Source organism: Streptosporangium becharense (genome assembly GCF_014204985.1).
Classification (GTDB): Bacteria; Actinomycetota; Actinomycetes; order Streptosporangiales; family Streptosporangiaceae; genus Streptosporangium; species Streptosporangium becharense.
This window is the reverse complement of sequence record NZ_JACHMP010000001.1, coordinates 745,338-770,884: the sequence shown is the minus strand read 5'-3', so window position 1 is coordinate 770,884 and position 25,547 is coordinate 745,338. Positions and strand designations below refer to the sequence as shown.

Annotated in this window: 24 protein-coding genes and 1 riboswitch; of the genes, 15 read left to right on the top strand and 9 right to left on the bottom strand. The window is 73.0% G+C overall.

All coding sequences use genetic code 11. From position 1 onward, the window contains the following. Positions 1–68 precede the first annotated feature (68 nt). The 4 genes from F4562_RS03380 to F4562_RS03365 all read left to right on the top strand — a co-directional run bounded on the left by F4562_RS03380 (position 69) and on the right by F4562_RS03365 (position 5,319). A complete protein-coding gene (locus tag F4562_RS03380; protein ID WP_184548662.1) occupies positions 69–539 on the top strand; it encodes a bifunctional nuclease family protein in 471 nt (156 codons plus the stop codon). Positions 540–683: 144 nt separating this feature from the next. After that, positions 684–1,301 (top strand): MerR family transcriptional regulator, encoded by a 618-nt coding sequence (locus F4562_RS03375; RefSeq protein ID WP_184548660.1) that lies wholly within the window; start codon positions 684–686, stop codon positions 1,299–1,301. A 14-nt stretch (positions 1,302–1,315) separates the two neighbouring features. After that, a riboswitch (glycine riboswitch) is annotated at positions 1,316–1,406 on the top strand. A 158-nt stretch (positions 1,407–1,564) separates the two neighbouring features. Continuing rightward, positions 1,565–4,420: an aminomethyl-transferring glycine dehydrogenase gene (gene gcvP, locus F4562_RS03370; RefSeq protein WP_184548658.1), complete on the top strand. Its 2,856-nt coding sequence runs from the start codon at positions 1,565–1,567 to the stop codon at positions 4,418–4,420. Between the two features lie 116 nt (positions 4,421–4,536). Beyond that, a complete protein-coding gene (locus F4562_RS03365) occupies positions 4,537–5,319 on the top strand; it encodes a hypothetical protein (RefSeq protein ID WP_184548656.1) in 783 nt (260 codons plus the stop codon). 155 nt (positions 5,320–5,474) lie between these two features. Here the strand turns inward: F4562_RS03365 and F4562_RS03360 are convergent, their stop codons facing one another. Further along, on the bottom strand, positions 5,475–5,828 hold the full coding sequence (locus F4562_RS03360) for a hypothetical protein (protein WP_184548654.1): 354 nt from the start codon (positions 5,826–5,828) through the stop codon (positions 5,475–5,477). Positions 5,829–5,928: 100 nt separating this feature from the next. On the opposite strand from F4562_RS03360, the gene F4562_RS03355 reads away from it, so the two are divergent. Then, positions 5,929–6,534 (top strand): alpha/beta hydrolase family protein, encoded by a 606-nt coding sequence (locus tag F4562_RS03355; RefSeq protein ID WP_311734300.1) that lies wholly within the window; start codon positions 5,929–5,931, stop codon positions 6,532–6,534. An 8-nt stretch (positions 6,535–6,542) separates the two neighbouring features. On the opposite strand, the gene F4562_RS03350 is transcribed toward F4562_RS03355, so the two are convergent. Beyond that, a complete protein-coding gene (locus F4562_RS03350; protein WP_184548650.1) occupies positions 6,543–6,734 on the bottom strand; it encodes a DUF5999 family protein in 192 nt (63 codons plus the stop codon). 365 nt (positions 6,735–7,099) lie between these two features. Continuing rightward, positions 7,100–7,687: a TetR/AcrR family transcriptional regulator C-terminal domain-containing protein gene (locus F4562_RS03345; protein ID WP_184548648.1), complete on the bottom strand. Its 588-nt coding sequence runs from the start codon at positions 7,685–7,687 to the stop codon at positions 7,100–7,102. Positions 7,688–7,837: 150 nt separating this feature from the next. On the opposite strand from F4562_RS03345, the gene F4562_RS03340 reads away from it, so the two are divergent. Next, positions 7,838–8,239: a hypothetical protein gene (locus F4562_RS03340; protein ID WP_184548646.1), complete on the top strand. Its 402-nt coding sequence runs from the start codon at positions 7,838–7,840 to the stop codon at positions 8,237–8,239. 249 nt (positions 8,240–8,488) lie between these two features. Here F4562_RS03340 and F4562_RS03335 read toward each other — a convergent pair whose 3' ends face one another. After that, positions 8,489–8,959 (bottom strand): MarR family winged helix-turn-helix transcriptional regulator, encoded by a 471-nt coding sequence (locus tag F4562_RS03335; protein WP_221207942.1) that lies wholly within the window; start codon positions 8,957–8,959, stop codon positions 8,489–8,491. Positions 8,960–9,126: 167 nt separating this feature from the next. Between F4562_RS03335 and F4562_RS03330 the strand changes: the two genes are divergently transcribed. The 3 genes from F4562_RS03330 to F4562_RS03320 all read left to right on the top strand — a co-directional run bounded on the left by F4562_RS03330 (position 9,127) and on the right by F4562_RS03320 (position 10,930). Further along, positions 9,127–9,711, top strand: a complete 585-nt coding sequence (locus F4562_RS03330) for an NADPH-dependent FMN reductase (RefSeq protein WP_184548644.1) — start codon at positions 9,127–9,129, stop codon at positions 9,709–9,711. 102 nt (positions 9,712–9,813) lie between these two features. Further along, entirely contained in the window at positions 9,814–10,011 is a 198-nt protein-coding gene (locus F4562_RS03325; protein WP_184548642.1) for an MbtH family NRPS accessory protein, read from the top strand. Positions 10,012–10,114: 103 nt separating this feature from the next. Next, positions 10,115–10,930 (top strand): siderophore-interacting protein, encoded by an 816-nt coding sequence (locus tag F4562_RS03320; RefSeq protein WP_184548633.1) that lies wholly within the window; start codon positions 10,115–10,117, stop codon positions 10,928–10,930. A 134-nt stretch (positions 10,931–11,064) separates the two neighbouring features. On the opposite strand, the gene F4562_RS03315 is transcribed toward F4562_RS03320, so the two are convergent. The 3 genes from F4562_RS03315 to F4562_RS03305 all read right to left on the bottom strand — a co-directional run bounded on the left by F4562_RS03315 (position 11,065) and on the right by F4562_RS03305 (position 14,258). Then, positions 11,065–12,465 (bottom strand): RNA polymerase sigma factor, encoded by a 1,401-nt coding sequence (locus F4562_RS03315; protein ID WP_246473341.1) that lies wholly within the window; start codon positions 12,463–12,465, stop codon positions 11,065–11,067. 186 nt (positions 12,466–12,651) lie between these two features. After that, positions 12,652–13,032: a hypothetical protein gene (locus F4562_RS03310; RefSeq protein WP_184548631.1), complete on the bottom strand. Its 381-nt coding sequence runs from the start codon at positions 13,030–13,032 to the stop codon at positions 12,652–12,654. A 50-nt stretch (positions 13,033–13,082) separates the two neighbouring features. Further along, entirely contained in the window at positions 13,083–14,258 is a 1,176-nt protein-coding gene (locus F4562_RS03305) for an AMP-binding protein (protein WP_184548629.1), read from the bottom strand. 116 nt (positions 14,259–14,374) lie between these two features. Between F4562_RS03305 and menB the strand changes: the two genes are divergently transcribed. The 3 genes from menB (at position 14,375) to F4562_RS03290 (ending at position 17,624) form a co-directional block, all read left to right on the top strand. Then, positions 14,375–15,229, top strand: coding sequence for a 1,4-dihydroxy-2-naphthoyl-CoA synthase (gene menB / locus F4562_RS03300; protein ID WP_184548705.1), 855 nt, complete (start codon positions 14,375–14,377; stop codon positions 15,227–15,229). Positions 15,230–15,355: 126 nt separating this feature from the next. After that, positions 15,356–17,011 (top strand): 2-succinyl-5-enolpyruvyl-6-hydroxy-3-cyclohexene-1-carboxylic-acid synthase, encoded by a 1,656-nt coding sequence (gene menD / locus F4562_RS03295; protein ID WP_184548627.1) that lies wholly within the window; start codon positions 15,356–15,358, stop codon positions 17,009–17,011. A 130-nt stretch (positions 17,012–17,141) separates the two neighbouring features. Next, positions 17,142–17,624, top strand: coding sequence for a YflT domain-containing protein (locus F4562_RS03290; RefSeq protein WP_184548626.1), 483 nt, complete (start codon positions 17,142–17,144; stop codon positions 17,622–17,624). A 167-nt stretch (positions 17,625–17,791) separates the two neighbouring features. Here F4562_RS03290 and F4562_RS36200 read toward each other — a convergent pair whose 3' ends face one another. After that, positions 17,792–20,113, bottom strand: a complete 2,322-nt coding sequence (locus tag F4562_RS36200) for a helix-turn-helix transcriptional regulator (RefSeq protein ID WP_375782506.1) — start codon at positions 20,111–20,113, stop codon at positions 17,792–17,794. Between the two features lie 286 nt (positions 20,114–20,399). Here F4562_RS36200 and F4562_RS03280 point away from each other — a divergent pair, with 286 nt between their 5' ends. The 3 genes from F4562_RS03280 (at position 20,400) to F4562_RS03270 (ending at position 24,041) form a co-directional block, all read left to right on the top strand. Then, positions 20,400–21,203, top strand: coding sequence for an inositol monophosphatase family protein (locus tag F4562_RS03280; RefSeq protein WP_184548624.1), 804 nt, complete (start codon positions 20,400–20,402; stop codon positions 21,201–21,203). Between the two features lie 275 nt (positions 21,204–21,478). Further along, complete coding sequence (locus tag F4562_RS03275) at positions 21,479–22,819, top strand: lanthionine synthetase LanC family protein (RefSeq protein WP_184548623.1); 1,341 nt, start codon at positions 21,479–21,481, stop codon at positions 22,817–22,819. A 328-nt stretch (positions 22,820–23,147) separates the two neighbouring features. After that, the gene (locus F4562_RS03270) at positions 23,148–24,041 is read left to right on the top strand and encodes a hypothetical protein (RefSeq protein ID WP_311734298.1); all 894 of its coding nucleotides are present in this window, start codon (positions 23,148–23,150) and stop codon (positions 24,039–24,041) included. 129 nt (positions 24,042–24,170) lie between these two features. Here F4562_RS03270 and F4562_RS03265 read toward each other — a convergent pair whose 3' ends face one another. Further along, on the bottom strand, positions 24,171–25,157 hold the full coding sequence (locus F4562_RS03265) for a sulfotransferase family protein (RefSeq protein WP_184548621.1): 987 nt from the start codon (positions 25,155–25,157) through the stop codon (positions 24,171–24,173). Positions 25,158–25,547 lie beyond the last annotated feature (390 nt).

Genomic DNA, 25,547 nt, shown 5'->3' with positions numbered 1-25,547 from the left:
GGCGCTTGTGCCCTCACGAGTGTTACGTTGAACAAAACGGTCGGAATCCAGCGAAGACGGAGCAGCCCGTGTTGCAGATGGAGGTCGTGGGCGTTCGAGTTGAGATGCCCTCCAACCAGCCGATCGTCCTGCTCAAAGAGACGCATGGGGAGCGTTACCTGCCGATCTGGATCGGCATGACGGAGGCCACGGCGATCGCCATGGCCCAGGCCGAGGAGCCGCCGCCGCGGCCGCTCACCCATGACCTGTTCCGCGACGTCCTCGACGGGCTCGGCGTCCGGTTGAGCACGGTCAACATCGTCGCGTTGCGTGACGGGATCTTCTTCGCCGATCTCGTCTTCTCCAACGGGGTCGAGGTGAGTGCGCGCCCGTCCGACTCCATCGCCTTGGCGTTGCGCACCGGCGCACGTATCTTCGCAAGTGAGGAGGTGGTCCGGGAAGCGGGGGTGATCATTCCGGATGACCAGGAGGACGAGGTGGAGAAGTTCAGGGAATTCCTTGACAACATCACACCTGAGGACTTTGGTCGCGCAGGGTAGGAATTTCGGTGCATTTACGCTTCACGACGCGCCGGGTGGGGTCGTTGACTGGGCTTGGCACCGGTCCTACGGTGCAAGTGAAACCCGCGGTCGTGCGTAAACCCCCAGATCAGGCCGCGGGATGAGAGAAAGCCGGAGGTCCGCGTGGCGGTCAGCAGCGGCGAGGGTAGAAACGCCGGCCAGGATGACCCGGAACGGCGCCAGTCGGCACGTCAGCGCGCGGGTGAAGAGGGTCTGCTGTTCGACGGGCGACCGGTGAAGGTGCCCGCCGACATCGGCTACCGCGGCCCGACGGCCTGTGCCGCGGCCGGCATCACCTACCGGCAACTCGACTACTGGGCTCGCACCGGTCTGGTCGAGCCCACCGTCCGGGCCGCTCACGGCTCCGGATCCCAGCGTCTGTACGGCTTCCGCGACATCCTGGTGCTCAAGGTCGTCAAGCGGCTCCTCGACACCGGCGTCTCCCTCCAGCAGATCCGCATCGCCGTGCAGCACCTGCGTGACCGCGGGGTCAACGACCTGGCGGAGATCACCCTGATGAGCGACGGGGTGAGCGTCTACGAGTGCACCTCCCCCGACGAGGTCATCGACCTGCTCCAGGGCGGGCAGGGCGTCTTCGGCATCGCCCTCGGCCGGGTCTGGCAGGAGGTGGAGGGCTCCCTGGCGGACATTCCCGGCGAGCGTGCGGAGCCGGCGAGCCCTTTAGAAGATCACCAGGCCGATGAGCTGGCCCGTCGTCGCAGAGCACGACGAACCGGGTAAAGTTGATTCGCCACTGACCCTGTGCGGGAGAGACCCCGGCACGATCGGGGCGCCGAAGGAGCAACCTCCCCGGAATCTCTCAGGCACCCGTACCGCACGGACGAGGCAACTCTGGAAAGCAGGTGCGCCCGCCAGGCGCGTCTCACCGACGGTGAAAGCCTCCCGGCAGGGCAGGTGAAACTCTCAGGTCGCGATGACAGAGGGGGAGATCCGGCCGTACGCCCGCGCCCAGCGCCGGTCTCCACCGCCTCGGGAGGCTTTCCATGACCGATCTGTCACCGCTCAGCGAGCTCGCCCCGCCGCCGTTCGCCGCCCGCCACATCGGGCCCGACAACGCGGGCCAGGCCCGCATGCTGGAGGCGGTCGGCTTCGCCTCCACCGCCGACCTGGCCGCGGTGGCCGTCCCGGAGGCGATCCGGACCGCCGACCGGCTGGACCTGCCCCCGGCGGCGAGCGAGGTCGAGGCCATCGCCGAACTGCGCGTCCTGGCCTCGCGCAACACCGTGCTCACCTCGATGATCGGCCTGGGCTACCACGACACGATCACTCCGGCCGTCATCCGCCGCAACCTGCTGGAGAACCCGGGCTGGTACACCGCCTACACGCCCTACCAGCCGGAGATCTCCCAGGGCCGCCTGGAGGCCCTGATCAACTTCCAGACGGTCGTCTCCGACCTGACTGCGCTCGACGTCGCCGGCGCCTCCCTGCTCGACGAGGCCACCGCCGCCGCCGAGGCCATGACCCTGGCCCGGCGGGCCGGTCGCGTCCCGTCCAACGTCTTCGTCGTCGACGCCGACGCGCTGCCGCAGACCAAGGCGGTGTTGCGCACCCGCGCCGAACCGCTCGGCATCGAGCTGCTCGAAAGCGACTTCACCGGTGAGCTCCCCGACTGCTTCGGCGTGCTCGTGCAGTACCCGGGGGCCAGCGGCAGGGTGCGCGACTTCCGCGCCATCGCCGACGCCGCCCACTCCCGCGGCGCCCAGGTGGTCGCCGCCGCCGACCTGCTCGCGCTGACCCTGCTCGCCGCGCCGGGTGAGCTCGGTGCCGACATCGCGGTCGGCTCCTCGCAGCGCTTCGGCGTCCCGCTGGGCTTCGGCGGCCCCCACGCGGCCTACATGGCCGTCCGCGACGGCCTCCAGCGGCAGATGCCCGGCCGGCTGGTCGGCGTCTCCCAGGACGCCGACGGGCACCCCGCCTACCGGCTCGCGCTGCAGACCCGTGAGCAGCACATCCGCCGGGAGAAGGCCACCAGCAACATCTGCACCGCGCAGGTGCTGCTCGCCGTGATCGCGGGCATGTACGCCGTCTACCACGGGCCCGAGGGCCTGCGCCGGATCGGCCGCCGCACCCACCGGCACGCCGTCGTGCTCGCCGAGGGCCTGCGCGAGGGCGGCGTCGAGATCGTGCACGACACCTTCTTCGACACCGTGCTCGCCAGGGTGCCGGGGCGTGCGGACGAGATCGTCGCCGCCGCCCGCGACAACGGGATCAACCTGCGCCTGGTCGACGCCGACCACGTCGGCATCACCTGCGACGAGAAGACCGAGCTCATCCACCTGGAGGAGGTCCTGGCCGCCTTCGGGGTCAGCGGCGCGGTCCTGACCGACCTCGACGCGGCCACGCACGACGCGCTGCCGCCCGCCCTGGTGCGCGTCAGCGACTACCTGACCCACCCGGTCTTCCACAACCACCGCTCCGAGACCGCCCTGCTGCGCTACCTGCGCAGGCTTCAGGACAAGGACGTCGCGCTCGACCGGTCGATGATCCCGCTGGGCTCCTGCACCATGAAGCTCAACGCGACCACCGAGATGGAGCCCATCACCTGGCCCGAGTTCGCCGGGCTTCACCCCTACGCCCCCGAGGACCAGGTCCAGGGCTACCTCGAGCTGGTCAAGGAGCTGGAGACCTGGCTGGCCGAGGTGACCGGCTACGACGCCGTCTCGATCCAGCCCAACGCCGGCTCCCAGGGTGAGTTCGCCGGTCTGCTGGCCATCCGCGCCTACCACAAGGCGCGCGGCGAGCACGGCCGCGACGTGTGCCTGATCCCCTCGTCCGCGCACGGCACCAACGCCGCCAGCGCCGTCATGGCGGGAATGCGCGTCGTCGTGGTGGCCTGCGACTCCGACGGCAACGTGGACCTCGACGACCTCACGGTCAAGATCGACAAGAACCGTGACCAGCTCGCCGCGATCATGGTGACCTACCCGTCCACGCACGGCGTGTACGAGGAGACGATCGGCCGGATCTGCGAGCTGGTCCACGAGGCCGGCGGGCAGGTGTACGTCGACGGCGCGAACCTCAACGCGCTGGTCGGCCTGGCCAAGCCGGGCGAGTTCGGGGCGGACGTCTCCCACCTCAACCTGCACAAGACCTTCTGCATCCCGCACGGCGGCGGCGGCCCCGGCGTCGGCCCCGTCGCGGTCCGCGCCCACCTGGCCGACTACCTGCCCGGCCACCCGCTGCGTGACGGCTCGGCGGTCGGCCCGGTCTCGGCCGCGCCGTACGGTTCGGCGGGCATCCTGCCCATCTCCTGGGCCTACATCCGCATGATGGGCGGCGACGGCCTGCGCGCGGCCACCGAGCAGGCCATCCTGTCGGCCAACTACCTGGCCCGCAGGCTCAGCCCGCACTACCCGGTCCTGTACACCGGCCGCGGCGGCCTGGTGGCCCACGAGTGCATCGTCGACCTGCGCCAGATCACCAAGGAGACCGGCGTGACCGTCGACGACGTGGCCAAGCGCCTCGTCGACTACGGCTTCCACGCCCCGACGATGTCCTTCCCGGTGGCCGGCACGCTGATGATCGAGCCGACCGAGAGTGAGGACCTGGCGGAGCTCGACCGGTTCTGCGACGCGATGATCGCGATCCGCGAGGAGATCGCCAAGGTCGCCTCCGGCGCGTACGACAAGGTCGACAACCCGCTGCGCAACGCCCCGCACACGGCCGCCTCCCTGCTCGCCGACGAGTGGGCCCACCCCTACACCCGGGCGGAGGCCGCCTACCCGCTGGCCTCCCTGCGTGAGAACAAGTACTGGTCGCCGGTTCGCCGCATCGACCAGGCCTACGGCGACCGCAACCTGGTGTGCTCCTGCCCGCCCCTGGCCGCCTACGAGGACTGATCCCCCATGCCCGGCGGATCGGCGGCTCCGGCCGCCGATTCGCCGGGTATGCGGGGGACGGGTGACGCCCCGAGTCGTTAGGCTCGGGGCGTCTCCTCGTCCTGGAAGGATCATGCATGCCAGAGGTGGGCACGCCTCCGTTGGAAACCGCGCGAAGACTGGCCGAGTCGGGCGACCTCGACGGCGCCGCCACGATCTTCGCTGAGCTCGTCGCCGATCCCGGCGCACCCGACCTGGCCCAGGCGGCGGTGGGCCTGGCCGTGGTCCTCCAGGAGCGCGGGGATCTGCCCGGCTCCCGCGCGGCCGCGCGCACCGCCCTGGCGACCGGTCATCCCGAGTTCGCGGCCCAGGCCGCCTGCCTGCTCGCCGGGAGCTTCGAGCGTGAGGACCTGCCGGACCAGGCCAGGGCCGCCTGGCAGGCCGCCCTCGGCACCGGCAACCCCGCCTACGTGCCGCTGGCGCACATGGCGCTCGCCAGGCTCGCCACGAGCGCGGAGGAGTCGGAGCGGTGCCTGCGCGACGCCCTGGCCACCGGTGACCCGGAGATCGCCTCCGGTGCCGCCCAGCGGCTGGCGGAGAGCCTTCTGGAGGACGGTGAGGCGGGAGCCGCGGCGGAGGTCCTGCTGGAGGCACTGTCGGTGCCGGACGTCGCCGAGGCGTCCAGGCTGCGGGTGATGCTCGGCATCGTCCACCTGGAACTGGCGTGCGCGGAGTTCTCCGGCGCCGTCGAGGAGGGCTGCGACACCGAGACCGGTGCGCTGGCCATCGAACTCCTGGCCCGCACGCTGCGGCTGCGCGGGCGGGACGAGGACGCCGAGCGGGTGTGGCGTTACGGGCTGGAGAGCCCGGACGCGGATCTCGCCGGTGAGGTCCGGCTCCGCCTGGACCGGGATCTGTGAACGCCGTCGCGGCCGGGCCCGGTGCGGACCGGGTCCGGCCGCGACGGCGCCCGGGTCCGCGCCGGGGACCGGCGGCGAGGCACCGGGTTCCCGCGACGGCGGGAGTCCGTGAGCCCTCCTGCCCGTGATCCCGCGCTTTCCGGCCGGGACGGTGATCAGTCTCGGTGGCGCAGGCGGCCGAGGGCGTAGGCGACGTTGATCGTGACGATGCCGCCCCAGGACAGCAGCAACCCGGCCCCGCCTCCGTACTCGGCGGTGATGACGGTCAACGGGATGCCCATGCCCATCGAGGCAAGCATCATCGCGATCGGAGAGCTGTCTCTGGGCGGCCGCCGGTCGGGCGGCGCTGCCCGGGAGGCGTGCATCTCCGCGCGCACGCGCTGGGTGATGGTCGCGTCGAGGCGCGAGACGAACGACTCGATGAGGGCGGTCTCGTAGTCCGGGCCGAGATCGCGCCGGGCCTCGACGGTGGCGCGCATGTCCTGCCGGATATCGTGGTGATCCTGCACGCTCCGATTGTTCAACGGAGCGTTTTTCGCCGACATCGGCCGTTAGGACGAGATGGTGCCCACCTTTGAGCCAGTGTCGCCTGCGGGCGCGTCGGTCACCGTGGAGCTCACCACGGCGCAGGGTCCGGCCGTGGCCGAGATCGACGAGGTGGCCGACCCCCGCTTCCTGCTCGTGCTCACCCACGGTTCGGCCGGGGGAGTGGACGCCCCCGATCTGCTGGCCGTGCGGGACGCGGTGCTGCGGATCGGAGGTGTGGTCGCCAGGGTGCTCCAGCCGTTCCGGGTGCGCGGTGGCCGCGCACCCGGAACGCCGGCCAGGCAGGACGAGGCGTGGGAGGCGCTGGTGGCCGGGATCCGCGAGCGGTATCCGGAGCTGCCGTTCGCGCAGGGCGGGCGGAGCAACGGGGCCAGGGTCGCCTGCCGTACGGCGTTGCGGGCCGGGGCCCGGACGGTCGTCGCACTGGCGTTCCCGCTGCACCCGCCGGGCAGGCCGGAGCGTTCCCGCGCCGGAGAACTCCGCGCGGCGGGTGTGGACGTGCTCGTCGTCAACGGGGATCGTGACCCGTTCGGCATTCCCCGGGCGGCGGACGCCGCGCGCCTGGTGGTGCTGCCGGGGGAGGGGCACGATCTCAGGAAGGACCCCGCCCGCGTGGGTGAGGTCGTCGCCGAGTGGCTCGATGTGAGGATGCGGCCGGACTCAGCGTGATGCGGCGGTCAGGAGACGCCGGCCAGTGGCCGGTGCGGTTCGATGACGGCGCCGTTGGGAAGGAGTTCACCGGTGTCCTCGAACAGCACCACGCCGTTGCAGAGCAGGCTCCAGCCCTGCTCCGGGTGGGCCGCCAGGGTGCGGGCGGCTTCGCGGTCGAGTGCGTCTGCTGACGGACAGGCCGGCTCGTGCGGGCACATCGGCGTGCCTCCGGATCTCTCGTGTCGGCTCGCCGGAGTCGGCGTCGGTGAGGGGTCGGCATCGGAGATCGGGCGAGCACCGTCACCGATGAGACTCCGTTCCCACGCGTGACGGGGACGAGCAGGTGGATGTTGACATATGGCCGTGCGGCCTCGAACGGGATGAGGCCGCACCTCAAGTGTGTGACCGATCCCACTCCCGCGACATAGCCCGTTAGGACTGTTTGCGAGCAGCGGGAGGACCAGTCCGCCGGGGCTCTATCGGGGGTGTGACCTATCACACAGCATGCCTCATGGCATGATATCCGGCCAAGCGCGACACGCCGAGCGGCGTACAAATGATCGGTCAGGACTTTCCCAGCGGGTCAGCGCCCCGCCAGCCCGGCCAGAAGGGCGTCCAGTCCCAGCTCGAAGTCGGTGTCCGCCTCCGGGGTGCCGCCGCCGCGGGAGGGGGGTCGCCAGGGCTCGTCCCCGTCGCCCGAGGGCTCGGCCCACCCCGACCGCTGCACCTCCACCGCCACCGCCCCGAAGACGTAGGCCCGCAGCGCCCGCACCGCTCCGGACGGGTCGGCGAGCCCCGCCTCGGCCAGTTGCTCGGTCTGCTCCCTGATCGCGATCGCCGCCCTCCCCTTCGGCGGTTTGGTCAGGGCCAGTGCCAGTACCCCCGGGTGCTCGCGCAGCGCGGCCCGGCTCGCCCGGCACCACGCGCGGGCGCTCTCCTGCCAACTGTCGCCGGGCTCGACGTGGACGGCGGTGACGTGCTCGGCGAGCGCGTCCATCAGGGCGTCCTTGCCCCGGGGCAGATGGTGGTAGATGGCCATCGCCTCCACCTGGAGCGCGTCACCCAGCCGGCGCATCGTCAGCCGCCGCAGCCCCTGGCTGTCGGCGATGTGCAGGGCCGCGTCGATGATGCGCTCGTGCGACAGGGGGATGGGCGGTCGTTTGGCGGGCATGCCGCCATCCTGCCATCCGTGACCTTACTGCGTAAAGGAAGGCGCGCCGGGCACCCCGCTCCCTGAGTACCGGGGGCGGGAGCGGACGGCGTAGGCTACGAGCGGTGATCTGCCGGAGCAGGCCCGGCGATCGGTGAGAAAGGGCAGACGATGGCGTTTTTCCGACCGAGTGTGAGCCGGGAGGCGGAGGTTCGCTACCACGCTGACCAGGAGGTCGGGAAGAGCTTCCCCGAGCTTCTGGGGAAGGCACGCGCCGCCGAGGCGGAGCTGCGCCGCGTACAGGCCGCCGCCGCCCCCGTGGAGGAGCTGCGGGCCGCGGGGCTGGCCTTCGACAGGGCGTTGACGGAGGCCCTGCGCGCCGCCGAGGCCAACCAGCGCGTCACCTTCGGGATCAAGTCGTACGAGGACCGGCTCCGCCGCCGCAAGGGCAGGGCCACTCCGGCGGGTGCCCGGTGGACCGCCGAGGTCAACCGGCTGCGCACCCTGCGCGAGCAGAACCGCCTGACCGGCATCGCCCGCGTCCCGCGGCCGGTCACCGCCACCGCCCGCTGACCGCGGTCCCGGCCGGCCCGCCCCGCGTGGCGGCGGGCGGGCCGGGGGCCCGCGTCCGGCCGGCATGACGACACCGGCCTTCTTCGCCGTGCCCGGCACCCGGGCGCGGCCGGCCTCTCCTCGTGTGCGGCGACCCTCGCGTGCGGTGGCGTCTACCGCCGCGTCCGTGGAGCGTTCCGCCTGCCCGCATCCCTCCGCCGCCCGGCCCGATCTCGAAGAGGTGCGGAGAGGCTGGAGAAGGGCGTACGGTCAGTCCGCGGGCGGGGCGTCGGCGGCGATGTGACGTAGCACGCGTTCGGAGATCGTGGTGAGGGTGTCGATCTCCTCGTCGGTCAGCAGGTCGACGAAGTGGCGCCGGACGGTCTCGGCGTGTCCCGGAGCGGCCGCCACGATCGCGCGCATGCCCTCGTCGGTGAGTTTGATCACGGTGCCCCGCGCGTCGCCGGGGCAGTCCTCCCGGACGATCAGCCCCCGCTGCTCCATCCGGCGCATCTGGTGGGCCAGCCGGCTGCGGTCCCAGCCGATGCCCCGCCGCAGCTCGCGGGCGCGCAGCCGCCGCCCCGGGGCTTCGGAGAGTGGCACCATCAGGCTGTAGTCGGCCGCGGACAGGCCGACCTCGTCGAGCTGCCGCCCCGTGACGGCCTCCAGTCTCCGGCGCATGTCCTGGAAGGCGCGCCACATGCGCTGTTCGCGATCGCTCAGCCACCGGGGTTCGGTCACGCCCTCATGATAACTCCGGAATGTTGACGCATCAGCTTTCGTTCGATAGACATGTTGATGCGTCAGCAAAATCTCGCGGCCCCTCCGCGGTCGGGCGGCCGTCCACGGCCGCTCCCGCGGGCGAGTGGACGCGGAAGACCCGTGAAACCCGTGAAAGAAGATCTCTCATGAGCAAGCCCGTTCTCCAGATCGTCGTTGCGAGCACCCGTCCCGGCCGGGTCGGCCTGCCGGTGGGTGAGTGGATGCTCGACGAGGCCGTCGAGCACAAGGGCTTCGAGCCCGAGCTCGTCGATCTGGCCGAGGTCGGCCTGCCGCTGCTGGACGAGCCGAACCACCCCCGGCTGCGGCGTTACGAGCACCGGCACACCAAGGACTGGAGCGCCCGCGTCGACCGCGCGGACGCGTTCGTCTTCGTGATCCCCGAGTACAACCACGGGTTCAACGCGGCCATCAAGAACGCGCTCGACTACCTCTACCAGGAGTGGCAGCACAAGCCCGTCGGCTTCGTCAGCTACGGCGGGGTGGCCGGCGGCACCCGGGCGCTGCAGATGCTCAAGCCGGTCGTCGCGGCACTGAAGATGGTTCCGCTGGTGGAGGCGGTGAACATTCCCTTCGTGCGGAACTTCCTCGACGACGAGCAGCGCCTGCGGCCCAGCGAGGCGATGACGGAGGCGGCGGCCGTGATGCTCGACGAACTCGCCCGCATGTCCGCCGCGCTACGTCCCCTGCGGGAGTCCGGCGCCGAGGGCTGAGTCCTGCAAGAGGGCACGCCGTCTCGTGGCGTGGAGATCGGCACGGTAGGGTTTAGGCAAGCCTTACCTGAGTTGGGAGGGGTTCCGTCCTGGAGGCGAACGATGACCGGCCCCTTCGAGGAGGGGAAGGCGTCCTGCCCGGTGCCGGTGAGCGCCGAGGGGCGGCACTCGCCGCGACCCGCGTCCGCCGGGGCCCCGGCGGGCCGGGAGATCGCGTGCGGGGAGGGGTCCCGGGCCGGGATCCCGGCCCGTGCCGAAAGCTTCCGGGCCGGCACGCCCGCCGCCGGGACGCCCGGCTGAGCGTGAGCGGCCGTCACCGCTCCGGGGCGTACCCGGGCCGCCGGGCAGGCTCGCCGCCCCGCCCGCCACGCCCAGCCCGGCCGCAGCCCGTCAAGGAGCCGACATGTCCGATGTAACGATCGTCCGATACCCCCTGCGTCCTCGCCTGCTCGAGGTCAGCCGGGTCCGCAGGATCACCCCGTCCACGGTCCGCGTCACCCTGACCGGAGACGAGCTGGAGGGCTTCCGGGAGGCCGCCCCCGCCGACCACGTCAAGCTCTGCTTCCCCGAGCCGGGCGCCGAGCTGCCGTCCATGCCGCGGCTCGGGCCCGACGGGCTCGAACCGCCGCCGCCCGGATCGCCCCGGCCGATCCTCCGCGACTACACCGTCCGTCACCACCGCCCGCGGGAGCGGGAGATCGACGTGGACATGGTGATCCACGGCCACGGCCCCGGCTCCTCCTGGGCCGAGCAGGCCGCGCCGGGCAAGCGCGTCGGCGTCCTCGGCCCCCGGGGGTCGGTGATGGTGCCGCTCGACTACGACTGGTACCTGCTCGGGGCCGACGAGACGGCGCTGCCCGCCCTGGCCCGCTGGCTGGAGGCGCTGCCCGCCGGGGTCACCGTCATCGCGTTCGCGGAGGTCGCCGGCGCGGAGGAGGAGCAGGAGATCGCCTCCGCCGCCGACGTCACCCTCACCTGGCTGCACCGCGGCGGCGCCGCGCCCGGCACCGCCGGCCTGCTGGAGCGGGCCGTTCGCGGCGTCACTCGGCCGCCGGGCGAGGGCTTCGCCTGGGTGGCGGGCGAGGCGGACACGCTCAAGCCGATCCGCCGCTACCTGCGCGGGGAGTTCGGGCTGCCCAAGGACCGTGTTGACGTCGACGGATACTGGAAGCGCGGCGTGGTCAACCTCGACCACCACGCGGAGGACGACGAGGACTGAACGGGGGAGGACGCCCCCCTCGCGCCGCCGCCCGCCCACCCGTACCGGCCCCGGCCCTCGCGGCGACGGGGCCGGTACGGCGAGGGCCGGACGGGCCCCGGCCGCAGGTGCCCGCCCGGCCCCTCGTGGCCGGCTCAGCTGGCCCAGTCGAGCAGCGGGCGGGTGTTGCTGGGATGGCGGAGCTTGGAGAGAGACTCCTTCTCCAGCTGGCGGATGCGCTCGCGCGTCAGGCCCAGGTGCTTGCCGATCTCGTCGAGGGTGTGCGGCTTGCCGTCGACGAGGCCGAAGCGCAGAGCCATGATCTTGGCCTCCCTGGGGGAGAGGTTGCCGAGCACGCCGCGCAGCTGCTCGCCGAGGAGCTGGCGGTCGACGACCTCCGACGCCTCGGGCGAGTCGACGTCCTCGATGAGGTCGCCGATGGTGGTCTCGCCGTCCTCGCCGATGGTGGCGTTGAGGCTGATCGGCTGACGGCTCGTGCGCAGGAGCTCCTCGATCTGGTCGGGAGTCTTGTCCAGCTCGGCCCCCAGCTCCTCCGGGGTGGGCTCGCGACCGAGCCGCTGGTGCATGTCGCGCTCGACGCGCGACAGCTTGGAGAGCATCTCCAGCACGTGCACCGGCAGCCGGATGGTGCGCGCCGAGTCGGCGAAACCCCGCTGGATGGCCTGGCGGATCCACCACATGGCGTAGGTGGAGAACTTGTAGCCCTTGGTGTAGTCGAACTTCTCCACCGCGCGGATCAGGCCCAGGTTGCCCTCCTGCACCACGTCGAGCAGCGCCATGCCCCGGTCGGTGTACTTCTTGGCGACCGAGACCACCAGACGGAGGTTGGCCTCCAGCATGTGGTCCTTGGCCCGGCGGCCGTCCTCGGCGATCCACTCCAGGTCGTCGCGCATGGCGGGGGACAGGCCGGGCTCCGACTCCAGCTTGGCCTCGGCGTACAGGCCCGCCTCGATGCGCTTGGCCAGCTCCACCTCCTGGGCGGCGGTGAGCAGGGTGCGGCGTCCGATCGACTTCAGGTAGGTGTGGACCGAGTCGCCCATCGCGGAGGACTGGTCGTCCAGGTCGAGCGTGGGCTCGGCCTCCAGGTCCTCCTCGGCGGAGGTCCACTCCTCGGCGTCGAGGCCGGCGGGGACGTCCTTGAGCTCGTCGAGGTCGCCGGGCTCGGGCTCCACCGGCGTCTCGGCCTTGGCGCTCCCGGCACCCCTGGAAGCAGCGGCGGGCGCCGCGGGCACGGTCTCCGCGGCGGCCTTGGCGCCGCCGGCCTTCCGCGCGGGTGCGGCCTTGGCCCTGCGGGTGGCGGTCTTGCGGGCGCCGGGCCTCGCGGTGAGCGGAGGCTCGTTGTCGGCCGCCAGGCTGACGCCGGCCTCGGTCAGCTCACGCAGGATCGCCCTGCCCTCGGTGGGGCTGATCTCGGCCTCGGCGAAGGCGTGACGCAGCTCCGCGAGTGAAAGGTGGCCCTGGACTCGCCCTCGGTCAAGAAGCTGCTCGAGGGTCGTCGGGGCCTCTGACGAGGTCGCCACGGCGGTTTGGGGCATGAGGACACCTCCTCCATCACGGAGTCGTCTTTTTGCAGAATTATTGGGTGGGGCGGTCTGGGGGCCGCTCAGCGCACCAGTACCAATAACCCCTTGCAAGAACTTTCTGTTCCCGACTTGACGCGGAAAATATGATGGGTGGATCGCCTTGAGGCGATCCACCCGCTCAGAGGGCCGCGAACGCGGCTACTCGCGCACCTCCAGCGGGCCCTCGATCACGGGCAGCGGGAACGGCTCCGCCTCCTCCGTGCGGTGCTCGGTCCAGTATTCGGCGACCTTCTCCGGATCGGGGTTCACCTCCTTGGACACGATGTAGTCCTCCCCGGGAGGGGTCTCCTCCGGTGCCGGCGACCACGGCTCCGGGTCCGGTTCGGTGCTTGTGGAGGGCACGGGGTCGTGCGCGGGCACGGACGCGGGTGCGGGTTCGGCGGGCTTCTCGACCGAGGGCCTCTCGACTGCGGTTCCCCGCACGCCCCCGTCCGACGCCGCGGCCGTGACGGAGATGCCGCCGGCGAGGACCACGCCGACGACCCCTGCGGAGACCAAGGTCTTGCGGGTCACCTTCATCGAGCTCGTCCCTCCTGGTTCGGCTGCCGGTTGGACGCGCGGTGACGCCCTCACGGTTCCTCGTGATGACCATAACGGAGGGCTTCGAGGTCTGGCTTGCCATTGACCAAAAGTGGTATTTCGGGCAAGACGACAAGCTTGGCGGGCGCCGCGTAGGCGGGCAGCCGCTCCTTGGCGTAGGCACGCAGCTCGGCCAGGGACGGGGGGGCCGGCGACACGATGACGGCCACCACCCGTTCGCCCCACTCGGGGTCGGGTCGCCCGACCACGACGGCGTCCGTGACGGCGGGATGCCCGGCCACGACGGCCGCCACCGCCGCGGCGACCACCTTCTCCCCACCGGTGTTGATCACGTCGTCGGCCCGGCCCAGCACGCGCAGCCGCCCGCCCTCCATCGCGCCGAGATCGGAGGTGCGGAACCATCCGCCGTCGAGCGCGGCCGCGGTGAGGTCGGGGCGGAGCCGGTAACCGGAGAACAGCATCGGCCCGGAGAGGCGGATCCGGCCGTCGCCGCCGATGCCGGCCCGCACGCCGTCCAGCGGCTCGCCGTCGTAGACGCATCCGCCGCAGGTCTCGCTCATGCCGTATGTGGTGACCACCCGGGCCCCGGCCGCCCGCGCCGCGGCCAGCAGGCCGGCCGGGGCGGCGGCCCCGCCGAGCAGGATCGTCCCGAACACCGACAGGTCCGCATGGAGTAGTCGGCGCAGCTGCGTCGGGACCAGCGAGACGTGGTCGGCGCCACTGGCGAGCACCGCCTCGGGCGAGAACCCGTCGTGCACGACCGGTTCGGTCCCGCCCAGCAGCGATCGCACCAGCACCTGGAGCCCTGAGACGTGCGAGGGCGGCAGGCAGCACAGCCAGCGCTCGCCCGGCCGTGCCCCCAGCCTGCGCAGCGAGGCCGACGCGGAGGCGCGCAGCGCGGCGGCGGAGAGCTGGACCCCCTTTGGAGCGCCGGTCGATCCGCTGGTGGCGATGACCACGGCGACCTCGGCGGGTACGCCCACGCCGTCCGCACGCCGCACCCCGTCGACGTGGGTGGGCCGCAGCGCGTCGAGCGCCGCGCGCAGCGCGGGGGCGGGCAGCGCGGGGGACAACGGCAGGACCGCGGGGCCTTCACCGCTGAGCGCCTCGCCGACCAGTCGGAACAGCTCGGGGCCGGGCGTCGAGACGACGGCGTTCAACGCCCGTGGAGCGGAAGGCCACTCCTCGTGCACAGGAATGGTCATCACAGTCGTAAGGTTAGTGCCGGAAGCCGGACAACGGCCGGGGACGACCCCGGCGCAGCGGAAGGGGCGAGGCGATCGTGGGCACGGAGCGGGTCGAGCCGGGCGCGGAGAAGCGAGTGGCGGACGGGGCGGCCCCGGAGCGGGGCGGAGCGGTCGACTGGAAGCGGTCCGGCCAGTACGAGGACATCGTCTACGAGACCGCCGAGGGCATCGCCAAGATCACGATCAACCGGCCCGAACGGCACAACGCCTTCCGCCCGACGACGCTCTTCGAGCTGCGCGACGCCTTCAACGTGGCCCAGGAGGACTCCGAGGTCGGCGTGATCATCTTCACCGGCGCCGGTGACCGGGCCTTCTGCTCCGGCGGGGACCAGAAGATCCGCGGCGACGACGGCTACGTCGACAAGTCCACCCCGCATGTGGGCCGTCTCAACGTGCTCGACCTGCAGGTCCAGATCCGCCGCTGCCCCAAGCCGGTCATCGCGATGATCGCGGGTTACGCCATCGGCGGCGGCCACGTGCTGCACGTCTGCTGTGACCTGTCCATCGCCGCCGACAACGCCGTCTTCGGCCAGACCGGCCCCAAGGTCGGCTCCTTCGACGGCGGCTACGGCTCGTGGCTGCTGGCCGAGACCGTCGGTCTGAAGCGGGCCCGTGAGATCTGGTACCTGTGCCGCCAGTACGACGCGCAGACCGCCCTCGACTGGGGCCTGGTCAACGCGGTCGTCCCGCTCGCCGAGCTGGAGGCCGAGACGGTCAGGTGGGCCAGGGAACTGCTGGAGAAGTCCCCGCTGGCGCTGCGCATGCTCAAGGGTGCGCTGAACGCCGTGACCGACGGCGCCGCGGGCATGCAGCAGTTCGCCGGCGACGCCACCCTGCTCTACTACATGAGCGAGGAGGCGCAGGAGGGTCGCGACGCCTTCAAGGAGAAGCGCGCCCCCGACTTCAGCAAGTTCCCGCGCCGCCCCTAGACCGTGGCCGGCGACGGCCGTGACCGGTACGGACCGCTCCTTCGGGTGCGGTCCGTGGCAGATGAGGCCGCCACCGCGTGTCTCACGACGGATTCCCCCTCGGGGGCGAAGTAAGGAGGCGGTGCGGTGAACCCCGCGACCGCGCTCGCGACCGTCCTGGTCGACGAGCTCGCCCGCTGCGGTCTCACGGACGTGGTGCTCGCGCCCGGCTCCCGTTCGGCCCCGCTCGCCCTCGCCGTGCACGCCGACAGCCGGATCCGGTTGCACGTGCGGGTGGACGAACGCTCGGCCTCCTTCCTGGCCGTGGGCCTCGCCCGGCGCAGCGAACGCCCCGTGGCGCTGATCTGCACCTCGGGCACCGCGGCGGCGAACTTCCACCCGGCCGTCGTCGAGGCGCACGAGTCGGGGGTGCCGCTGCTCCTGCTCACCGCGGACCGGCCCCCGGAACTGCGCGACACCGGCGCCAGCCAGACCGTCGACCAGATCAAGCTGTACGGCGCGGCCGTCCGCTGGTTCAGCGAGGTCGGCGCCCCCGAGGAGCGTCCCGGCCAGGTCGCCTACTGGCGTTCCCTGGCCTGCCGCGCCTACCAGCGCTCGCTGGGCCCGTACGACCCCGGTCCCGTCCATCTGAACATGGCCTTCCGTGAACCGCTGATCCCCGACGGCGACGACTCCTGGTGCGAGCCGATGGAGGGTGCCGCCGGCGGGCCGCGGGTCCGGGCCAGGGTGACCTCCCCACCGGTCGCGCTGCACGTGCCGCCGACCCGGCGCGGTGTGCTGGTCGTCGGCGACGGCGCGACCAACACGCGCCGGTACGTGGCCGCGGCGGGCATGGCCGGGTGGCCGGTCCTGTCGGAGCCCAATGGCGGCGCCCGCTACGGCGACCACGCGATGTCCGCCTACCACTTCCTGCTCGGCACCCCGGAGTTCGCCGACCGGCACCGCCCGGACGTGGTGGTGACGTTGGGCCGCCCCGGCCTGTCCAAGCCGCTGCTCGGCTGGCTCGGGCAGGCCGGCGAGCACATCGTGGTCGCCTCCGACCTGACCCGCTGGCCCGATCCGACCCGCTCGGCCACCCAGGTGGCGCAGGCCGTGGAGATCCCGTTCACCGCGCGCGACGACACCTGGCTCGACTCCTGGCGCCGCGCCGACGCCGCGGCCAGGGCCGCGATCGACGCGGTGCTGGACGACAGCGGCCTCAGCGAGCCCCGGGTGGCCCGCGACCTGGCCGAGGCGCTGCCCAACGGGTCGCTGCTGTTCTCCGGCTCCTCGATGCCGATCCGCGACCTGGACCAGGCCATGCGTCCGAGGAGGGGCCTGCGGATCCTCGCGAGCAGGGGTGCCGCGGGCATCGACGGGGTGGTCTCGGCCGCCATGGGCGCCGCCCTGGCCCACAACGGCCCCGCCTACGCCCTGATGGGCGACCTGACCTTCCTGCACGACCAGAACGGGCTGATCCTCGGCCCCCGTGAGCCCCGCCCCGACCTGTGCCTGGTCGTGGTGAACAACGACGGCGGGGGGATCTTCTCGCTGCTGCCCCAGGCCGCGCTGCGCGACCCCTTCGAGCGGGTCTTCGGCACCGCGCACGGGGTCGACCTGGCACACGTGGCCGCCGCCACCGGCACGCCGTACACCCTCGTGGACGAGCCGGGGCAGCTGGTCAAGGCGTTGCCGGGGGAGGGGGTACGGATCGTGGAGGTCCGCACCGAGCGGGGGGCCAACGCGGCGCTGCACGCCACGATGCGCGAGGCGGCCCACACCGCCGTCCGCGCCGTCCTGTGAGCCCGCCCCCGATCGTCCCCGGGCCGGCTCGGGGGTCCTGGGGGCCGCACTGACTGTCAGGTCCGGGGATGTGCGGGCGCGGTCGTCCGGTCACGGTGGGTGAGTACCACCCACCGTGAAGGGAAGCGTCATGCGACCTGACATCAACCTGTCCGCCCACGAGAAGGTGGCCGGCTTCGGCACCTACGCCGAAGCCCAGCAGGCCGTGGACCGTCTGTCGGACCAGCGGTTCCCCGTCGAGCACGCCATGATCGTCGGGGTCGACCTCCGGCTCGTCGAGCGGGTGCTCGGACGGCTGACCTACCTGCGGGCGGCCGGCATGGGGGCCGCCTCCGGCGCCTGGTTCGGCCTGCTGATCGGCCTCTTCTTCGGGATCTTCATGCCCGGCAGGATCTTCCTCACCCTGGCGCTGTGGGGCCTGCTCTGGGGCGCCGTGGCCGGAGCGGTCTTCGGTCTGATCGGCCACGCCATGACCGGCGGCAAACGCGACTTCCTGTCCTCCGACTCCCTGGTCGCCGGGCGTTACGACCTGCTCGTCGCCATTCCGCACGCCACCGAGGCGCGCAGGCTGCTCGACGTCGGTCTTCCCCAGCAGATGCGCCAGCAGATCTGATCCGGTGCCGCCTTCCCCGGTGGTCACCGGGGAAGGCGGCGGATCCGGGGGCGTCGGTGAGGGGGCCGTGGTCCGGGCCGGCCTGTCCGGTGGAGAGCCCGTCGCCACCCGCGAATGAGCCCTGCCGGCCCTGCCGCGTCCGGCGGGTGACGTCCTGATCGCCTCCGTCAGCGGTGGCGGGCGTCCTGCCCGGCGCCGGCCCGGACCGCGAGCCCGGCCAGCTCGACCCGGGAGCGGATGCCCAGCTTGCGGAAGACCTGCCGCAGGTGGAAGGCGACGGTGTGCTCGCTGATGAACATCTGCCCGGCGGCCTGCCGGTTCGTCAGCCCCTGGGCGACCAGGCGGCAGACGGCCTGTTCGGTCCCGGTCAGGCTGGCCCAGCCCGAGACCGGGTGCTCGGTCCTCACCCAGTGGCGGCGCCGCTCGCCCAACCGGCGGAGCCGGCCCCGCACCCGGGCGGTGTCACGGGCCGCTCCGGCGGCCCCGTAGCAGGTGAGGGCGGTGTCGAGGTTCTCGATCACCTGCTCCCGGCAGCCGGGATCGGCACCGAGAAGCACGCCGAGGTCCTCGGCGGCCGAGCCTTTGGCCCACGGGTCGGTGTGCTCACCGATCACCCGGAACAGCGCCTCGGGATCGTGCTCGCGCAAGGCGCGCGCGTGTACCGCGGCCACCGCCGGGCCGGGCAGGCCCGGGTTGCGCCAGGCGATGCCCTCGGCCGCGTCGACGACCGCGTCGGCGCGCCGCCGGTCGTCCACCGCCATCGCCACCCGTACCAGCCAGGCGGCGGCCGTCGGCTCGCCGGTGAGCGCACCGGTGTGCCGGGGCAGGGCGTCGTAGACCACGCTCAGCGAGATCATCCCGCACGCCGCGCCACCGCGGGCCTCGTCGATCCGCCCGGCCGTCAGCTCCGAGCACAGCCGCATGTACGGTGGCGCACTCCACGCCGACCTGACCGGGTCGTGCTCCAGGTAGCGCAGAGCGCCGGGGAGGTCGCCCGCGCGCAGCGACGCGGTGCCGAGCACCGACACCGCGGCGGAGGCCAGGGCCGGGGCTCCCAGGATCTCCGCGGCGGTCAGCCCGGTCTCGGCGCGTTCGATCGCGCTTCCCAGCCGGCCCGAGGCGAGGTCCAGACGGGCGAGCAGCACCGGGATCTCGGCGGCCCACACGGGCTCGCCCGCGGCCTCCTCCACGGTGCTCGCGATCGTCGTCTCCGCCTCGTCGAGCAGCCGGAGATCGGTCAGCATCGTGGCCAGCACCGCCCGCGGCTGCCGGGGGAGGCCGTCCGGGGGCAGCCGTACGGCTTCGCGGACCAGGTCCAGGCCCCGGGAGAGCCGGCCCTCGTCCCAGACGAGCAGGGCCAGGTTCGTCAGCGACTCCGGGGTGGCCCCGCCGCCCGCCGGGCCGCGCCGGGACCGGGGTCCGGCGCGGCCCGGCGGGCGGCGGGCGACCCGCTCCCGCGGCGCTGTCCGCGCCGGCACCGGGACCTGCTCGACGATCGACCGCCACAGCAGTTCGTGCCGGAAGATCAACCCGTCGGAGGTGGCGTCGAGCACGCCCGCGCTCAGGGCCTCCTCCAGCGAGGGCAGCAGCGCCGCCGGCGGCTCGCCCAGCGTCTCGGCCGCGTACGCCGGAGAGAACGAGCGCCCGAGCGCCGCCGCGGCCTCCAGGACGTGCCGGGTCCCGGTGCCCAGTTCGTCCAGGCGCCGCCGGACGGCGGTGTGCACCCGCCACGGTAGCGTCACCCCGGCCACCGCCGTCCCGGCCAGGCGCGCGGCCCCCGCCTCGACCACGACGGAGCCCTCCTCGCGCAGCCCGGTCAGGAGCGCGAGGAGCAGGAGCGGGTCGCCGCCCGCCTGGGCGACCAGCTCGGCCAGTTCCCCTTCGGGGGTCCCGGTCAGCGCGTCGGCGGCCAGCTCGGCCACCGCGTCGCCGTCCAGCGGGCGTAGCACGACCCGCCCGGCCCCCTCCTCCTCCAGCAGGTCGAACAACAGGCCCGCGTCTCCCCGCGCGCTCGTGCCGCGGCGGGCCAGCAACCACGCCACGGGCCGGTCCGCCAGCCACGACGGCAGAGTCCGCAGGACCATGAGTGTGGCCGGATCGGCCCACTGGAGGTCGTCGAGGGTCACCAGCAGCGGTCCCGCGGCGGACCTCCGCTCCAGCGAGAGCCGCACCCGCTCCGCCGGCCACAGCATCGGCCCCGGCCACCCGGCGCAGGTGCTCTCAGCGACGACCGGTGACGCCGGATCCTCCCGCAGCGCCCACAGCGGCGGTCCGGACGGGGCCGGGCGGGCCCGTCCGGACCGCCCGCTCGCGACGGCCGTCCCGCGCGCGGCCGCGGCGCCCGCGGCCTCGTCCAGCAGCAGTGTCTTCCCGATGCCCGGTCCGCCCTCGACGAGCAGCACGTTCACGGTGGCGTCGGTCACGCTCCGCAGGAGGCCGAGGACCGCGGCCCACTCATCTCCGCGGCCGTACACGGCCTGACCTCGCATATAGCGTCATACGGGGATTTTTACCCCGAGGTGTTTTCCCCCACCCGGGGCCGTCCGCGGCATACGAGACCTGGAGCCGGCACCGGTTCACCCCGGCACCCGGCGCTCCCGGGGGCGGGAGGGTTCGGACAGGATGGAGGGCGGGACGCCCGGTTGCGACCCGGGACGGCGACCGAGAGGCCCGGCTCCGGGCCGTGGCCCCGGCGGGCCCGGAGGATTCCCGCCGCCCGGTGGAACCCGCGCCGCCGGGTGGTCCGCGAGGGCGGCTCGTGCCGCAGGAGGAAGCATGGATCTGAGCACCTCGAACGAGCTCTCCGCGATCGCGGCCGAGGCCGCGCGTTCGGTGGGCGACCGGCTCCGCGAGGCGTTCAGGTCGCGCCCCGCGGTGCAGACGAAGAGTGACTTCCACGACCCGGTCACCGAGCACGACCGCGCCGCGGAGGAGACCATCCGCGAGATCCTCGGCGAACGCGTCCCGGGTAGCACCGTCATCGGCGAGGAGGGTGGTGCGGACGGGTCCGGTGAGATCCGCTGGTACGTCGACCCGATCGACGGGACCGCGAACTTCGCCGCCGGGGTGCCGTTCTTCTGCGTGTCGATCGCCGCCGCCGCCGGGGACGAACTGGTCGCGGGCGTGGTGTACGACCCGTTGCGCGACGACGAGTTCCGGGGTGACCTGGGCGGATCCTGGTGCAACGGGACGCGGTTGCGCAGCGCCGGAGCCGTGCGGGACCGGGAGGCGATGCTGCTGACCAGCTACCCCACCGCGGGTGACCTCGCCGAGGACGGGGAGACGGCGTTGCGGCACTTCGAGAGGTTCGTGACCTCGTTCGCCTCAATGCGCCGTCCCGGCAGCACCGCGCTCAAACTGGCCCACGTCGCGGGCGGCTGGGCGGACGTGGCCTACGGCAGCAGGGTGAGCCCGTGGGACGTGGCGGCGGGGGCACTGCTGATCCGGCAGGCGGGCGGGGTCTTCATCCCGCTGGGCGGGTCGCTCTTCGAGCCGGGCGGCTATGTCGCGCACGTCGCCGGGTTCGATCTGGCGGGATCGGCCGTCGGCGGCCTCGCCCTTCCCGGCGGCCCTTCCTGAGGGGCTTTCCCGGCGGCCCTTCCTGAGGGGCTTTCCCGGCGGCCCTTCCTGAGGGGCTCTCCCGACGGCCCGCGAACGGGCGCCCCCGGCGCTCCGGGAACCGGGGTCCTTCCGGCGGCCTCGCCGGGACCTCACCGGCGACCCGGCCGGGGAGGTGGGGGGAGGCGGGCGGGCACCGCGGTTCCGCCGGGAACGGCCCGTACGCCCCATATTACCCATTGATCCTGTAGGAAATGCGGGTAAAGTTGGTGTCCCGTCGTACGAAGGGAGGCGCCATGAGCCTGGAACCGGACAGGAGTCCGGACCGGGAGGGCGACAGCCTGTTCGGCACCGCCGCCGAGGCCGCGCGCTGGATCCGTTCCGCGGCCGTGGACGACGCCCGGGGCCGTCACTGGCGGGCCAATCCCGACCCCCGGGGCCGGGCGGCCATGCCCGACCACCCGCTGTCGCTGTACTCGGGGGCGGCCGGGATCGTGCTGTTCTTCCTGGAGCTGGCCGCCGTCACCGGGGACGACGGCTACCTCGACGACGCCGCCGCCGGGGCCCGCTACCTCACCGCCACCTGGCGGGAACAGGCCGACCTCTCCCTGTACCACGGGCTGGCGGGGGTGATGTTCGCGCTCGCGGAGGCCGGTTGGGCGACCGGTGAGCACGCCTTCGAGATCGAGGCGGTCGCCGTGGGCGACCACATCGTGCGCTCCGCCCGGCCGATCGGCGGAGCCCCGGGCTGGACCGGCGACCCCGCCCAGCGCGGCGACGGCGGGATCATCCTGGGGCTGCTGCACGCGGCGGGCATCCTGGGGGTGCCGGCCTACCGGGAGGTCGCCGTCGAGGCCGGCGCCCGCATCGCCGCGCTCGCGGTCCCGGGGCACCGCTTCGGCGAGGGTGCCTGCGCCGACCTGCCACTGGACGCGGTCACCCCCGGATTCCTGGCGGGCACCGCGGGCACGGCCTTCCTCCTCGCCCGGCTGCACGGCCTGACCGGTGAGCGCGACTTCCTGACCGCCTCCCGTCGCGGGGCCGACTTCGTCCGCGCGGTCAGCACGGTGACCGCACGGTGCGCGCTGGTCCCGCACCACCTCCCACAGGGCCGTGACCTGCACTACCTCGGGTTCTGCTCGGGATCGGCCGGGGTGGCCCGGATGTTCTGCGAGCTGTACCGGGTGGCGGGCGACGCCGCCGACCTCGACTGGGCCGAGCGGCTGGCCAGGGGCGTCGTCAGCAGCGGTGCCCCGGCCCGGCGGACCCGCGGCTACTGGGACTCGGCCTGCCAGTGCTGCGGCACCGCCGGGCTGCTGGAGCTGTTCGTCGGGCTCTGGTCGGTGACCGGCCGCCGCGACCACCTGGAGTTCGCGCACACCCTGGGCGAGAACCTGACCGGCCGGGCCACCCGCCACGACGGGCGGGGAGCGCGCTGGTACCAGGCGTACCGGCGCCTGCGGCCCGGCGAGGTCACCGCCGACACCGGCTACATGGTCGGCGCGGCCGGCGTCGGGGCCGCCCTGCTCCATCTCGGCGCCGCCATCCACCCGGAGCGGGCCGGACGGCTCGTCCTGCCACCCGACAACCCGTTTCCGGCCGTCCCCGTGCCGGGCGGCACGCTCCGCCACTCCTGACCGCGATGGGCACGCGTCAGCCGACCGCCGGGCCGGTCGCCACGGCGACCGGGGCCGGTCAGCGTGCCGAAGCCCGTACACCTCCCGGCAGCGTGTACGGTCGAGCATCAAGGCTTTCAGCACGTCCGGTGCCTCTGACCTGCCCTTCGACACCCGTTCCGGCCCTTCGGGCCGTCCCCGGCGGAAAAAGAGGCGGCAGCCGCCGGAATCCCCGCGCGAGAGGCCGTGAAACGACGTCGTCCCCTGGCCGTCAAGGGACGATCAAGCACGTGAACACGATTGGTGATTGTCCATGAGCGCAGCGGAAGCCCTGCCTACCCTCGGTGCCGTGTCTACCATCGAAGACTTCCTTCCCGACCCCGCCCGCTCCACCGTGGCGATCGAGCCCGCCCATCCGGGGGAGGGCCACTGGGCCGGTGCTCCGAGCGCGGTGGAGAGCGACGGGTGGATCTACCTCGCCTACCGCTTGCGCCGCCCGGTCGGCGAGGGACGCGGCTACGCCGTCGCCGTCGCCCGCTCGCGCGATGGTGAGCGGTTCGAGACCCTGCTCACGATCGGCAGGCAGGAGATGGACACCGAGTCGCTGGAGCGGCCCACCCTGGTCCGCACCCCCGAAGGACGCTGGCGGCTCTATCTCAGCTGCGCCACCCACGGCAGCAAGCACTGGCGGGTCGAGGTGCTGGAGGCCGCCGACCCGGCCGCCTTCCGCGCGGAGCACCGGCAGGTGGTCCTGCCCGGTGACCCCAAGACGGGGGTCAAGGACCCGGTGATCGTCTGGCACGACGGCCTGTGGCACCTGTGGGCCTCCTGCCACCCGTTGGCCGAGCCGGAGGATGCCGACCAGATGGTGACCGACTACGCCACCAGCGCCGACGGCGTCGAGTGGACGTGGCAGGGCACGGCGCTCAGCGGCCGTCCCGGCTGCTGGGACTCCCGGGGCACCAGGGTGGCCGCGGTCCGCTTCCTCGACGGGGAGGTGGTGGCCCTCTACGACGGGCGGGCCACCGCCGCGGAGAACTACGAGGAGAAGACCGGGGTGGCGGTCGGCGCCGACCCGGCCGTGCTGACCCCGGTCGGCACCGAGCCGGCCGCGGCCTCGCCGTACGCGGGCGGCGGCCTGCGCTACATGGACATCGTGGACCTGCCCGGCGGCGGGCGGCGGCTCTACTACGAGTACACCCGGCCCGACGGCGCCCACGAGCTCCGTACCGAGCTGCGCTGACACGGCGCCGGTGTGGTCGCGGACCGCGGTGCACGCCGCCGGCCCGCGACGGGAGGCTGACCGCGGCCGACCCGTGACGGCCGGGCGCCCGGTGCGCGGTGACCGGTCCGTCGCCGCCGGGTCGCCGGGTCAGGGCTGGGGGCGGCCGTTGCGGGCCTGGCGCTGGCCGTCGGGACGGATGCCCACCAGGCCGCCGGAGCGCTCGCGGGGGAGCAGCCAGTCGCTGAAGTCCTCGCCGGTCACCTGCTGCAGCAACGGCACGTCATCGGCGAAGTGACGCAGCAGCCGGGCCCGCTGTTCCCAGGTCAGCGGCTGGCGGGACCGGGCCCGCTGCTGGAGCCTGCGCTCCAGCGGATCGGTCAGCGTCCCGCTCATCCGCGGTGGCAGGAACCGCCCCACCGTCGCCCCGATGCGCAGCGCCCGTGACAGCACCCGGTGGCCGCGGGTGGGCTCGGGGTGGGCGGTCACGTTCTCCCGGGGAACCTCGGTGACGACACCGGTCTCGACGCCGAGGAAGCGGCAGATCCGGTCGAGGGTGTCGGCGGGACGGTCGACCAGGTCGCGGTAGCGGAAGACCAGCACCTGCTCGCGGGGGAAGTGGGCGTACAGGTGCCGCAGTTGCTCGCCGTACCTGCCCAGGGCGATGTAGTGCCAGAACGGCGCCCAGCCCGCCCTGATGCGCCGCTCCTCCTCGGCGCAGGCCCGCACCACGTCGCCGATCGGCTCCAGCCCCGCCGACCACAGGTGCGTCCAGTTGGAGTGGGCGCGCTCCACCGGGTCGCGGAGCACGACGATGAGCCTGACGTCGGGGATCAGCTTCCTGATGCGGCGGTGCGCCTGGAGGTCGTACAGGTAGAACGGTGTGGACTCGCCCCGCAGGGTGCCCGGCGGGGCGCCGGAGAACAGGTCCTCGTAGTCCTCGCGCCGCCAGATGTGTTCCCGGTAGGTCTGGGCGTCGCCCGGACCGCCCCGGGTCGGCGGCGGGCCGTCGCTGAGAAAGAACTTCGGTTCCTTCACCGCTGAGAGGAACAGGCCCGGATGGCGGGCCAGCGCGGCGTGCAGGGCGGTCGTTCCCGCCTTGGGGGCACCTATCGTGAGGAAATCCGGCAGGGGCATCGTTATTACCCTTAATCCCTACTGACAGTATCGCAAATATAATCCCTTTTCCCGCGAAGGCAAGAGCCTGGAAAAGGAGCCGGGGAGTCCACGGCTTGCGGGGATCCGTCTGTCGGTGATGGTGCCCGGTCCCGGGCACCGGCTGTCTCGCACCTTTCATGATTTTGATGGTTTTCATGCCATCTTGCGATGAAAGTTACTCTTTGTCGCCTTGTGAGGAGCCGGGGTATCTATGCCCCGTTCCCAGCCCGTTAGACGTACGGAGTTGCACCCGCGGCCGGGCGCGGGACGCCTGCCGGTGGTCGCGTCCGGTGTGCGGGGGACCGGTTGTCCCGTCCGGGTGCACAGGCGGGCGGCCGGTGGTCCCGCCGGGCGTGCGGCCGGCCGCCG

Coding starts and splice junctions, on each gene's coding strand:
- F4562_RS03280 (WP_184548624.1), top strand. CDS start 20,400: ATGGATCTGAGCACCTCGAACGAGCTCTCCGCGATCGCGGCCGAGGCC.
- F4562_RS03345 (WP_184548648.1), bottom strand. CDS start 7,687: ATGCCCGCCAAACGACCGCCCATCCCCCTGTCGCACGAGCGCATCATC.
- F4562_RS03305 (WP_184548629.1), bottom strand. CDS start 14,258: ATGACCATTCCTGTGCACGAGGAGTGGCCTTCCGCTCCACGGGCGTTG.
- F4562_RS03265 (WP_184548621.1), bottom strand. CDS start 25,157: ATGCCCCTGCCGGATTTCCTCACGATAGGTGCCCCCAAGGCGGGAACG.
- F4562_RS03330 (WP_184548644.1), top strand. CDS start 9,127: ATGAGCAAGCCCGTTCTCCAGATCGTCGTTGCGAGCACCCGTCCCGGC.
- F4562_RS03315 (WP_246473341.1), bottom strand. CDS start 12,465: ATGCCCCAAACCGCCGTGGCGACCTCGTCAGAGGCCCCGACGACCCTC.
- F4562_RS03365 (WP_184548656.1), top strand. CDS start 4,537: ATGCCAGAGGTGGGCACGCCTCCGTTGGAAACCGCGCGAAGACTGGCC.
- F4562_RS03350 (WP_184548650.1), bottom strand. CDS start 6,734: ATGTGCCCGCACGAGCCGGCCTGTCCGTCAGCAGACGCACTCGACCGC.
- F4562_RS03275 (WP_184548623.1), top strand. CDS start 21,479: ATGAGCCTGGAACCGGACAGGAGTCCGGACCGGGAGGGCGACAGCCTG.
- F4562_RS03320 (WP_184548633.1), top strand. CDS start 10,115: ATGTCCGATGTAACGATCGTCCGATACCCCCTGCGTCCTCGCCTGCTC.
- F4562_RS03290 (WP_184548626.1), top strand. CDS start 17,142: ATGCGACCTGACATCAACCTGTCCGCCCACGAGAAGGTGGCCGGCTTC.
- F4562_RS36200 (WP_375782506.1), bottom strand. CDS start 20,113: ATGCGAGGTCAGGCCGTGTACGGCCGCGGAGATGAGTGGGCCGCGGTC.
- F4562_RS03325 (WP_184548642.1), top strand. CDS start 9,814: ATGACCGGCCCCTTCGAGGAGGGGAAGGCGTCCTGCCCGGTGCCGGTG.
- F4562_RS03340 (WP_184548646.1), top strand. CDS start 7,838: ATGGCGTTTTTCCGACCGAGTGTGAGCCGGGAGGCGGAGGTTCGCTAC.
- F4562_RS03310 (WP_184548631.1), bottom strand. CDS start 13,032: ATGAAGGTGACCCGCAAGACCTTGGTCTCCGCAGGGGTCGTCGGCGTG.
- gcvP (WP_184548658.1), top strand. CDS start 1,565: ATGACCGATCTGTCACCGCTCAGCGAGCTCGCCCCGCCGCCGTTCGCC.